The sequence below is a fragment of the Bacillus sp. FSL W8-1202 genome, assembly GCF_038006165.1.
Classification (GTDB): domain Bacteria; phylum Bacillota; class Bacilli; order Bacillales; family Bacillaceae; genus Bacillus; species Bacillus subtilis.
In genome coordinates, this window is record NZ_JBBOUR010000001.1 from 511,830 (window position 1) to 523,609 (window position 11,780).

9 protein-coding genes are annotated in these 11,780 nt (G+C 42.2%); all 9 read right to left on the reverse strand.

Annotated elements, in window-relative coordinates; all coding sequences use genetic code 11:
• Positions 1–26: 26 nt before the first annotated feature.
• The 9 genes from tuaG to NSQ09_RS02655 all read right to left on the reverse strand — a co-directional run bounded on the left by tuaG (position 27) and on the right by NSQ09_RS02655 (position 11,693).
• Positions 27–785, reverse strand: a complete 759-nt coding sequence (gene tuaG / locus NSQ09_RS02615; RefSeq protein ID WP_003242619.1) for a teichuronic acid biosynthesis protein TuaG — start codon at positions 783–785, stop codon at positions 27–29.
• Positions 786–808: 23 nt separating this feature from the next.
• Positions 809–1,489 carry a teichuronic acid biosynthesis protein TuaF gene (tuaF, locus tag NSQ09_RS02620; RefSeq protein ID WP_017695313.1) on the reverse strand — a complete coding sequence of 227 codons (681 nt, stop codon included), beginning with the start codon at positions 1,487–1,489 and terminating at the stop codon, positions 809–811.
• A gap of 28 nt (positions 1,490–1,517) precedes the next feature.
• Entirely contained in the window at positions 1,518–2,984 is a 1,467-nt protein-coding gene (gene tuaE, locus NSQ09_RS02625) for a teichuronic acid biosynthesis protein TuaE (RefSeq protein WP_144458808.1), read from the reverse strand.
• A gap of 84 nt (positions 2,985–3,068) precedes the next feature.
• On the reverse strand, positions 3,069–4,454 hold the full coding sequence (tuaD, locus tag NSQ09_RS02630; RefSeq protein WP_033880429.1) for a UDP-glucose 6-dehydrogenase TuaD: 1,386 nt from the start codon (positions 4,452–4,454) through the stop codon (positions 3,069–3,071).
• Positions 4,455–4,515: 61 nt separating this feature from the next.
• Positions 4,516–5,685 (reverse strand): teichuronic acid biosynthesis protein TuaC, encoded by a 1,170-nt coding sequence (gene tuaC / locus NSQ09_RS02635; protein ID WP_017695316.1) that lies wholly within the window; start codon positions 5,683–5,685, stop codon positions 4,516–4,518.
• Positions 5,682–7,133 carry a teichuronic acid biosynthesis protein TuaB gene (tuaB, locus tag NSQ09_RS02640; protein ID WP_026113630.1) on the reverse strand — a complete coding sequence of 484 codons (1,452 nt, stop codon included), beginning with the start codon at positions 7,131–7,133 and terminating at the stop codon, positions 5,682–5,684. The genes tuaC and tuaB overlap by 4 nt, the downstream gene beginning before the upstream one ends.
• Before the next feature lie 55 nt (positions 7,134–7,188).
• Positions 7,189–7,848, reverse strand: coding sequence for a sugar transferase (locus tag NSQ09_RS02645; protein ID WP_003242561.1), 660 nt, complete (start codon positions 7,846–7,848; stop codon positions 7,189–7,191).
• Between the two features lie 233 nt (positions 7,849–8,081).
• The gene (gene tarQ / locus NSQ09_RS02650; RefSeq protein ID WP_129137971.1) at positions 8,082–9,986 is read right to left on the reverse strand and encodes a (poly)ribitol-phosphate teichoic acid beta-D-glucosyltransferase TarQ; all 1,905 of its coding nucleotides are present in this window, start codon (positions 9,984–9,986) and stop codon (positions 8,082–8,084) included.
• A 219-nt stretch (positions 9,987–10,205) separates the two neighbouring features.
• On the reverse strand, positions 10,206–11,693 hold the full coding sequence (locus NSQ09_RS02655) for an N-acetylmuramoyl-L-alanine amidase (RefSeq protein WP_095843984.1): 1,488 nt from the start codon (positions 11,691–11,693) through the stop codon (positions 10,206–10,208).
• Positions 11,694–11,780: the final 87 nt, after the last annotated feature.

Genomic DNA, 11,780 nt, shown 5'->3' on the forward strand with positions numbered 1-11,780 from the left:
TCATCACCTTTTCTCTCTGTTTGCAGCTATAATCTTTTTTTCACCGCGTTTTTTGCATATTGAACAAAACACCATGTTGCTTTCATAAAATGAAGCCGTTCGATCTCCCTGTAGACAAACCACGTTTTTTTCGCAGCCTTCCATTTGTTGCTGGAAATTGAATTATTGACAAGCCGATATTCAGCCAGGCATTCATTCATTCCATAGGCAGTAAATCCTTTTTTTAAAAGAGACAGCCATGTGGCTAAGTCCTGTCTCGTTCTGATATTCGGCATTTGGATCTGTCCCGTTTGCTCCCTGTCAATCATCACCGTCAAGCAGCCGATAATTGTATTTTTCAGGGCGTCATCGTACGTCAGGCTTTCCGGCGCATGAATAAATTTATCGAGCGGGGTCCCGTCCTGCGCCATTAAGCTGTAGCCCGTGAAAGAGAACGCACAGGAGCGCTCCATCATAAACTCAAGCTGCTTTTCCAGTTTGTCTTTTTTCCATTTGTCATCACTGTCCAAAAATGCTACGTAGCGCCCTTGAGCGCGTTCCAACGCTTTGTTGCGAGCAACAGCAGCTCCGGAGTTCTCTTCCAGATACACCACATGAATTCTTTCGTCTATTTTTTCATACTGCTGTAAAATGTCGCGGGTCCCATCCGTTGAGCAATCATCCACGATAATCATTTCCCAATGAGGATGGCTCTGATCTAATACCGAATGAACCGTGTCTTCAATATAGTCACGCGCATTATAGGAAGGTGTAATGACAGATACGAGAGGTTTCCAATTGGTCATGATCACATCTCCATCGTATGATTTTAAAAGGATTCTCTGAAAAATTCAGGAATGACAACGAACATAAAGGCAATCGTAAGGCCAATCATAACGCCGAGAACTGCTTTCTTTTTCGGAGACATACCGCCGCCTGCTGTCTCACTTACGGTTTCGGAATCAGTAACACTTGCCGCTTTCAGGTTAAGCTGTGTGTTTTTGAGTTCATATAAAAATCTCTCTTTATCCACTTTGGAATCCTCGCTCACCGACTCGCCTTCAAGCGCGTCTATGCTGCTGCGGATGACGGCTTCTCTTTCTGCATACAGCTTTTGATCGTTTTTGAGGAAGGTGGAGGATATGGCGTTTAAGACAGATTCCGTTCTATCCTTATCCTCGTCACTATAGCTTAAAGTCAGTAACGATTTGGATTCCGTTTTGATTGTAAGCTTCTCTTTGATCTCTGCTACATCTTCATCCTTTTCATCAGGAAGCGCCTCCTTCAAAAAAGAGTCGCTCTTTAGCAGAAGCGGAATCTCTTCTGTGCTGTTATAAACCGGATGATCATAGCTCCCCACAGCCAAAGTATCTTCAGCTGTATAGCTCTTTTGATCAGCGATCTGTGACGGCAGGATATACCCCGCCGCACCTAATATAATTGGCACCGCTATGATCCAAATGATATTTTTTTTTATGCGACGGGCTATTCTTATCAATATATCGTTCATATAAGTCTCCCTGCTTTTTGTAGTCTGTTTATCTGTACATCGGCTCAGGCATTTGTCTGGATCGCCTTAACACATTCACGGCTGCGATGACGAGCGCCATAAACACCCAATGGAAAAATAAATTTGAAACAGAGCTTGGGCTGATACTTGATACCAGGAAACTGACCATAGCGGTAATAAGTCCTTCTGTGATCAGTTTTGACTGATTTTCTAATTTTCTTTCATAAAACTTGTAAAACACCCATATGAGGTAGGCATAAATGGACAGATATCCCAGCATGATGAACAAGCCAAAATTAGCCAGAATTTCAACAAGCCAGTTATGCACCTCTGCCACATTGTCAGTATCATATACAGCATAATGCTCAAGATAATAGGATACATTTCCTGCTCCGACTCCGAATCCGTATGAATCAAGGAAAAAATGCCAAGCGTTTTTCAGCAGATTTGCCCGAGCCACATTTGATGGAAGCCTGTCATGAAATGAATGCAGCGTCTGCGGGGCCAGAAACAGCTCCCAAAACTTTGAATAGATTTTGCTGGCGAAAAGAACTGCGAAAAGAGCAATTCCCGCCGCCGACAGCCATATAGCCATTTTCTTTAAAACAGGCGGCAATACAATGAAGATGTAGACAGCAATACCTGCAAAAATACCCAGAAGGCTGGCTCTTGAACCAGTGGCAAAAATTAAATACAACGCACAGAGCGAGAGCACAAGGCCAATTGCCTTGATGTATCCATTCTTAATGTTTTTCATCATCGTGATGTAAAAAAAGAAGCTGATGGATAAAAAGGTCGCAAAGTCATTTTGATTAAAAAAGACCGATGTCGGATAATGCTGCTTATACTCCGGTCCGCTGTACAATGTGGAACTCGCAAGATGATGGTGGGTGATATGATTGTAAAAACCAATGATCATCAGAAATACCGTCATCACCAGCCAAATGGCATAAATAATCATCAGCCGCTCCATTTTTTGCACGTACATGACAATAAGATAAATGAAGGAAATTCCCATTGCCAATAAGGCTAAATATTTGAGGCCGGCTGTTACCGACTTGGCCCACAGCAAAGAAACAAGGCCATATATAAACCAAAAGGCGAAAAAGAGCAATATCCCTTTTACTTGCAGCCCATGCCATCTTTCAATATGGGTTCGATTCCGAACCATGCCGAAAATATGAAGGCAACCCGCTGCAATGAGCAGAAGCCGATAAAGGAACAAACTGAAAAATCCAAGATGAATGGCGAAAAATGCATTATTTAAAAAAGTGCAGGCGATCAAAATATAGATTACAGTCATAAAGAGCCGTTCTTTTGTTGTAAATGCGGTTGCAAGAGTCAGTAAAAACAGGCCAATTGCCAACACCGCAAGCACAGCAGCCATCTGCATGAAACCTATATCTTTATGGATGGCTCCCAGCAATAGGACGACTCCAAATATAGCAGCGGCCAGTAACGCTAGCGTATGGACCGCTGATCGTTTGATACTCACATGTTTAACCCCTTTCCTGATGTTTCAGGAGCCGGCGGCCGAGCCTAGCAGCCGGCAGCTTCAACCAAGTAACACTTTTTCTTTTTATAAATTGACGCTTCCCAAGTCTTTAGCCAATTCTTCAAGCGGCAAGCCCGGAAAATACTTGTCAGAGGGTTCCGTTCCCCGAACAGCGGGACGGCCGATAGAGTGATAAATGTATCCGGCTGCCTGCATCTCTTCAAGTGAAAATAAATTTCTGCCGTCGATAATGACTGGCTGTTTTAAGAGGTTTTTTACTTTTACAAGCTCCATTTCTTTCACTTCCGGCCAATCCGTTAAAATCAGGCATGCCTCAGTGTCTTCAATCGCAGCATACACATCTGTGTAATACTCGACCTGTTCGCCAAGGATCGCTGAAGCTTCAGGAATAGCAATCGGATCGTATGCTTTTACATGGGCGCCCAGCTGCTGCAGCATTGGGATAATATCAAGCGCTGGAGCGGATCTCACATCGTTCGTATTCGGTTTGAAGGCTAATCCCAGGACTGAAATGGTTCTCCCTTTGACGCTTCCCATAACAGTCAAAAGTTTATCTACAATATGAACACGCTGCTTTTCGTTCGTTTCAATGACAGCTTCGATGAGCTTGAATGGATAGCCTGCCGATTTTGCGATTTGAAGCAACGCGGTTGTATCCTTTGGAAAACATGAACCGCCGAATCCAATACCCGCTTTAAGGAACTTTCTGCCGATACGGCTGTCAAGACCAACACCATCAGCAACTTTTGAAACGTCTGCGCCGACTCGCTCACAAATGTTTGCGATATCGTTGATAAAGGAAATCTTTGTCGCCAGAAATGCATTCGCGGCGTATTTAATCATTTCTGCACTTTCTAGGTTTGTTTTAATGACAGGAGCATGGAATGGCTGATGAAGTTCCTCAATGATGGCAGCGGCTTTATGACTTGTTGAACCAATCACGGCACGCTCCATATTCATCGTGTCATGAATCGCTGACCCTTCCCGAAGGAATTCAGGGTTAGATACAACATCAAATGAGTATCTCCCCTTTGAGGCTTTTTGAACGATAGATTGCACCAGTTTCCCTGTTCCAACCGGGACTGTGCTTTTATTTACGATCACTTTGTAGCCGTTAAGATGCTCACCGATTGTTTTCGCCGCCGCTTTGACGTACGTTAAATCAGCTTCACCTGTTTTGGACATAGGCGTTCCGACTGCAATATAAATAATATCTGAGGCCCGAATGGCGGACGGGATATCGTTCGTAAAGGTCAAGCGCTGATCCAGCACATTTTTTTCAACTAAGTCTGCAAGCCCTGGTTCATAGATTGGGATTACCCCATTTTTCAGACTTCTGATTTTTGATTCATCGATATCACAGCAAACAACTTTATTGCCAATCTCCGCAAAGCAAGTGCCTGATACGAGTCCTACATAACCTGTTCCAATGACAGCTATTTTTTTCACAGCGCTCAACCCTCTCCTGTAAAATGATCTTCCTATTTATAATGGTCGCAGTGTCTTATGATTAAACGGATGTTTTCGTGACCGTCTGATACTGATGATGCAAGGCCTTGGCGTTTTTTCCTGCGTCAAATTGAGCCTGCACGGTTTCATACAAGTCATCTGCTACTTCCGGCTTCCATATTTGCTCATGTTCGTACCGAGTGATCGCTTCTGCCAAGGCTTGAGCGGATTTCGGTTTAATCAGCAGATGTTGGTGCTTTCCGAATAAAGACGACACTCCGCCAACATCCGTACAAATAACAGGAACCCTTAGCGCCAGGGCCTCAATCACAACAGTCGGCATCCCCTCACTGTAAGAAGGAAGTACGAATAGATCTGCCGCAAGTAAATAGTCTCTTACCTGATGATTCGGGACTTGGCCTGTGACAATATGCCCCTTCTGCGTCAGCATCGATTTTGCGGGACCATCCCCGACAAAGACTGCCTTAGGAGAGTCCTGCAGCGATTCGATCGCTTCAGACAGTTCAAAAATGCCTTTCTCTCTGACCAGCCGGCCGACATAGACAGCCAGACGCTGATCGAGCGGGAGTCCGAGTCTTTTTCTGATTTCCTCTTTCGTCTCCTCATTCTCCTGAAAACGGCTGAGCTGTATGCCGATTGGCAAAACCGAGCTGTCAAAGCCCGAAAGCTTTTTGGCTTCTTCCTGAAGCTTGTGGCTGACTGCTAAAACAACTGATGCAGAACCTACGGCACGCTTGAAGGCTTTAAACGCACCTTTGCTGTAATGCGGATAGACATTCACATCACTGCCATGCAAGGTCAGAACATAAGGAATTTGCGTGGACTCTGACACGACTGCCGCAGCCCCGCCCGATGGCATGGCAAAATGCGCATGGATCAGATCCGGATATAGGTCGCATTGTTTCATGGTTTTTAAAACGGCTGAGGCGATTCTCCGATGAGGCTGCGCCCACTTCAGCTGGCCGGGAACTGCCCGATAGAAAGGCCGGTAAACCGGTATTCCCTTTCTAATCTCATACTCCGGTCTGGCATCCTTTTTTCGATATGTCTTTTTCAGCATGCGGACAGGCGCTGAATGAAAAGGCCGTGGGCATATCACAGTGATATCAAGCCCGAGTTTTTGCAGCTCTTGCACCTGTGTCTCATGAAACACACCCTCACCGGGTTTCATACTGCTCGGATATACGCTTGTGATCCACAAAATCTTCATGACAAACGTCCTTTTCTTAGTAGTTTGCTTTTCGTTTGAGGGTACGCTTTTACCAAAAGAAAGAGATAGCACAGCGCCCCGGCCGCAATTGAAATGGCCAGCCGCATTTCTGCCTGCATACTGAAGTGTTCGGTACTGAGGCTTACACCAAACGCGATGATGCCCATCGCCGCAGTAATCAGAAATGGCTTCATAATCGACTGGAAATAAGCTGAAAGGTTAAGCTTGATGACATATGCCAAAAGCCAGCGCCCGATCAGAAAATTAACAACGCTGATAATGGCATACACCCATGCGACTGTCAGCAGGCTTCCCGTCTGTACAGCTGCAAACAGTGATAATCCGTACAGCAGCAGCACGCCGGAATCCCAATAAAACGCTAAGTCAGCTCTTCCTTTAGCCAGCAACACAGATCCATTTGGATTCATGAGCACTCTTAGTATTCCGACAATCGCCAGAACATTTAGGATCGGAACAGCAGCAAGCCATTTTTCTCCGAAAACCGCTGTGATAAAGGCGTCTGACACAGACACGAGCCCGATTAATAGCGGAAACGAAACAAGCGCCAGCATTTTTGTCATATTCAGAAAGCCTTCTCTGATCACGCTGTTTTCATATTTGTTTTTTGCGAAAACAGGGAATGCCACCCGTGTGACAATCGGATTGATCTTCAAAACAGGAATGGTGACAATCTGATAAGCGAGGTTATAAATCCCCAATGCTTCAGCACCAATAAACCGGCCGATCAAAATCATGTCGATATTTGCTCCCAGCCTGTTCACAAGACGGGATGAAAGCTGAAAGGCTCCAAAAGAAAAGAAATCCTTCATACCTCTCAAATCAAAAACAAAAGCAGGATGCCACTTTTTTCGGTATACAGCCCAATATAAAATCCCTTTACTGGACTGCAGCAGGACTTGAGAAATCACGTACGCCAAAATCGCATCCATCATAAAAACCGCTATCGCTAAATATCCGAATGACAATACATTTGAAAAAATCTCTATTTTGCTTAACGTATTAAAATGCAGCTGCTTTTGCAGCATATACTGATATTGCTGTCCAATTGGCGCGATCAAAAACATAATCGCCAGAATCCGAACCAGAAACACCAGCTCTTCTCTTTGATAAAATCCCGCAATGACAGGACTGCTCACATATAAAAGAACAAACAGCAAAACGCCCGTCATAATGTTAAGCCAATACAATGTTGACAGCTGGCGCTCCGTCGCGTCGTCTCTCTGAATTAATGCTGCGCCAAAACCCATATCGAGCACAATCTGGGCGAAAACTGTAACTGTTGTAATCATGCCGACAAGCCCAAATTCTGTTAAGGTCATCATATTTCCAAGCAGGGCAAACTGAACAATTTGTATGATTGTAATACACATGGTTGAAATACTTGTCCACTTTGCACCGCTCATGATTTGTTTTGTAATACTTGGCATCATATTCCCTACTTCTTTTTAAGCTCAGATTGATGGTGAATAATGGAATTACGTTTTATCTTGCACCATCACCCGTCCAAACTACTTTACAAGTTTTTAACATAATTTTTAATTCTAAAGTGAAAGTCAGATTGCGAATGTAATATAAATCAAATATCAGCTTTTCCTTCGGCGTCATATCGTAACCGCCGTTCACTTGAGCCCAGCCGCTCAATCCCGGTTTAACAGCCAGACGCTGTGTAAAGCCTGGAATCTCATTCTGGAATTTTTCCGTAAATACGGGCCGTTCCGGACGAGGGCCAATCATACTCATATCGCCTTTCAGCACATTAAACAGCTGAGGAAGCTCGTCAATTCTCGTTCTTCTGATAAAAGCTCCGATCCTTGTCACCCGCGGATCTTGCTTCTGTGCCCAAACCGCTCCAGACTTCTCGGCATCTATTTTCATGGAACGAAGCTTATAAAGCTTAAATGGTTTCCCGCCTTTCCCTACGCGTTCCTGCGTATAAATGGCAGGCCCCGGCGTCTCCAAACAAATCAAAATTGAAAATACCGCAATCATTGGCAGCGCAATCGCCAACCCAATGAGCGCAAACCAAATATCCATTACGCGCTTTATTGCCAAATAACGAGCCGTCTTTTCAGATAATGTAAAAGAATGTATTTGCTGAACTGAGAATTCACGACTCACATTCATGCTTTTCTCTGCACTCACTGACACACACCTCACGATTTGTTTGGGATGTTATGATGACCTATGCCAGTCAGTTTAGCAGACGGATGTTAATTGGATGTAAATGGTATGTTAAGAAGTGTGAATTTGTTATTTTTTCTGACATTTATCCGTAAACTTTTTATTGTTTTAGACACTTTTTTTAAAAATTAAGCATAATGTTAAAAAAAGAGACAAATCATTTTACTGATTTGTCTCTTTTCGTTGTGAAGCACTTAATATTGAAAATAAAACTTTGATTTAGAGGTTAACAGCTTGTATTGAACCTCAACCATTTTACTAAAGAATAACATGGATTTTCGTTCCACATTCCTTGTGTCCAAGACAATTGCTTGGTTATCCACTTTTGCACTGATTTTATTTTGAGAAGTGTTTATCGCAAATTCAATTAATCGCTCTTTCTTTACATGAGCTAGCTGTTCAAGCAAACTCTGCACGTTTACCGTCAATTTTGTGCAATTAGGCTCTAACTCTATACGTTTTACCGGTAATGAGATTTCAGACTGTCCGGTATTCACAATCATTTTTGAATGATTTGGCAAACAGATTTGCTTATCTTTAAAAATAAATGATAAATCTTTTGATTCAGTTTCATATGAAAGTTCTGCTTCTGTATAGGCATGTTTCTTTATATCAATCGAAAGATTATCGTAGTTCATTGTGAAATATGGTCTTGCACTGAAGACAAACAACGCATTATGCCCTAAATACATCGTGTTTGTTGAATACTTATACGCAGCACGATTGTTTCCGATTCTCGCCCTTAATTTATAGCCATCTATTGACGATTCAATAAAGAAATCCCAAACGCCTAAATCTTCTTCTGCAGATGCCAGTTCATCAAACTTGCACTCAAATGTAAATGTTGAATTTTCATACTTAGCCGGCGCAATATATTTTTCCGCCTTTGTATCGCGATGAACAAATATTCCTGTCAGAGATTGATTTTGATTCGTTTCATCATCCAACAATTTGTGTTTAATGGTTCCTTGAATGCTGAGGCTGTGATCGCTAAATTCAATATTCTGCAGATAATGTTCAAGCTTATTTTTATAATTTACTTTTAATAACTCTTCAGAAATTGGATAGCGTTCTAAGCTCGGATAACGTGCAATTAAATCCCCATTATTTACAACACAGAACTTTTTAATGTCTTGTTCTTCACGCTCATACTGGGTTAACCCCTGCAAATCATTATTCCGAATAAACAGCAGCCGCAATTTGATATGCGGAAGCACAAATTGGTCAGCCTCTTCAGGTACTGCATGAATAAATGAGGACAAATATTTAAACCATTCAGCTCTTTCTTCATCTGTCTTCATTTTTATTGTGACATTTTTTGTCCGCGAAAAATCGAAATGCCTGTTTAAAAATACTGCCATCAGTTTCGTTTTTCTTGCTTCTTCCAGATCACTAGCCTTGATAGCAGAGATAATATCTTCCATTGCTCCATAAAAGTTCTCTGGGGGAACATAAGCAACACTCATATGTTCACCGTCTCTTTTGACCAGATAGTAATAATCATAGTCAGCTGAAACAGAAATCTTCTTTGCTTTTAAATAAGCGTTCATTGTGAAGACTTGATCTTCCGCTGCTTTTATGTGAGTAGGGAAGATGATTTGATTTTCTTTTAAAAGTGAGGCTTTAAACAGTTTTTGGGGTCCCAATGTGAAAACAATTTTGGAATCAACCAAATCAACATCTGGGTTTGTTTGCTTAAACATTGATTTGGGAACACCTCGGCCGTTTATCCCTTTTAACTTACCTAAAGTAATATCTGAATCATTCTCTTTTGAGAAATTGTACCATCTTAACAATGCTTCATTGCCTAGATAGTCATCGGAATCAACAAACAGGATGTATTCACCTTTGGCAATTTTTATTGCATCATTCCGCGGCGCACCTGGACCGCCTGAATTTACGGTTCTTTCAACAACAACAATATTGTCATATTTCTTTTTATAGCGATTCAAAATGTCTAAAGATGAATCCGTAGATTTATCATCGACACATATAATCTCATAATCCTCTTTTGGCATCGTTTGGTTAACTAAGCTATCAAGACATTCGGAAATAAGATCTTCTGAATTATATACAGGGATAACAATGCTTATTTTCATCGATTACCTCACTACCCTAATGGATCGGTTATATTTTTGCCTGATAATTATATCAAAAACATCTGTCAATAAGAATAGGCCTAACCTTAAATTTTGTTAAACTTTTACATAGCATATGTGGTTTAAAATTTTTCTCATTTTATCGTATAAAAAAGCTTGCCGGCAATTCCTGATGGGTTCTGCCGGCAAGCCGCTGTTGATGTCTACTAATTTAATCCCCTAATAATATCCAATGATTCCTTCATATATTGCTTGAGCTGCTTTTTCTTGATACAAAGCACTCTTTAACTTACTTGCGTCGTTCGCATTCGAAATGAACGCCAGCTCTGCTAAACTGCTCGGCATCGTTGATTCTCTGATGACATGGAAATTCCCGATTTTCACGCCGCGGTTTTGAGTATTGAGTGCTTTATAGAGTCTGTTTTGTATTTCTGTCGCAAGCCGTTTGCTGTTTTCTGACTCATATTTTGTATAATAGTAGGTTTCAGTACCGGTTGCTGCTGGGCTCGCTGAATTGGCGTGAATACTCACAAACAGGTTTGCATTATTGCTTTTTGCTTTTGCAACCCGCTCTGAAAGCTCTAAGAAAACATCTGTAGATCTGGCCATAATCGGAATGGCTCCACCATTGGAAAGTTTGCTGTTTACAAGCTTAGCAACGGCAAGGTTAACATCTTTCTCTTTTAAACCATTACCGACCGCGCCGCTGTCATAACCACCGTGTCCTGCATCCACAAATACCTTTTTGCCTACAATTACATTTTTAAGTTGGTTCACGACATTTGTTGTCACTGAAATAGTTCCCCCAAGAACTGTGAAGGTATTCTTGCTATTTGATCCGATGACTGTTCTTGTCGCAGTCGGCAATGAACCGGCGTCAGTAAATAGCATTGGGCGATTTTGCTTCGCCGCCAGCACAGAACCCGCTAAAGCATCTGCATATTGATAGCCATTGCTGACAAATGCAGCTTTTGATGAAGAATAATACTTTTTCGCTATGTTGGCAGCCACTTCAAAACGGCTGTTCCCGCCGATTCTTGTTGGTGATGGCAACTGGCTGTAAACGCTTTTTGAGACACTGATTTCTCCCCCGACCACAATAGTCGATGTTGTTCCTTTGCTGTTCATCGCATTTTTCGTTGGTTCGGGAATAGAGCTTGCAGTAGTCAGTAAAATTGGAATACCATTACGAGCAGCATAAGAACCGATCGCCAGACTGTCAGCATATGCCGTGCCATTTGCGATTACCGCTTTTGAATTTGAAGACAATTTTTTAGAAATATTTTGGGCAACTTCATAGCGGCTTCTTCCGCCGATTCGTTCCACATTGGAAATACCCAATTTTTTAATGTCACTTACAACGTTGTTAGAAACACTTATTGTTCCGCCAATGACGATAACCTTGCTCGGTTTAAGCTGGCTGATTCTGTCTTTCGTCGGCGTAGTCAGTTTAGATGATTCCGTCAATAAAATCGGGGCATTGTATTTATAAGCTAGAGGAGCAGCAGTTAATACATCTGCATAAGCTGTTCCGTTTGCCACAACAACCGTGCCCGCACTGCTCCAGCCTTGTTTTGAAACATTCACAGCAACCTCATATCTGCTTGCTCCATCCAGCCTTGTAACAGAGTTTGCCGCAAACGCATTTGGTACAAATAACACGACTCCTAGTATCAGCATAGGTATGCTTTTAAGAAAGATCCGCAAAGATAGTCCCTCCAAAGATTCATAATGATTCATAAATCAAATAACGAACAAAGGAGGCATATCGCCTCCTTTGACTCTAACAATCTT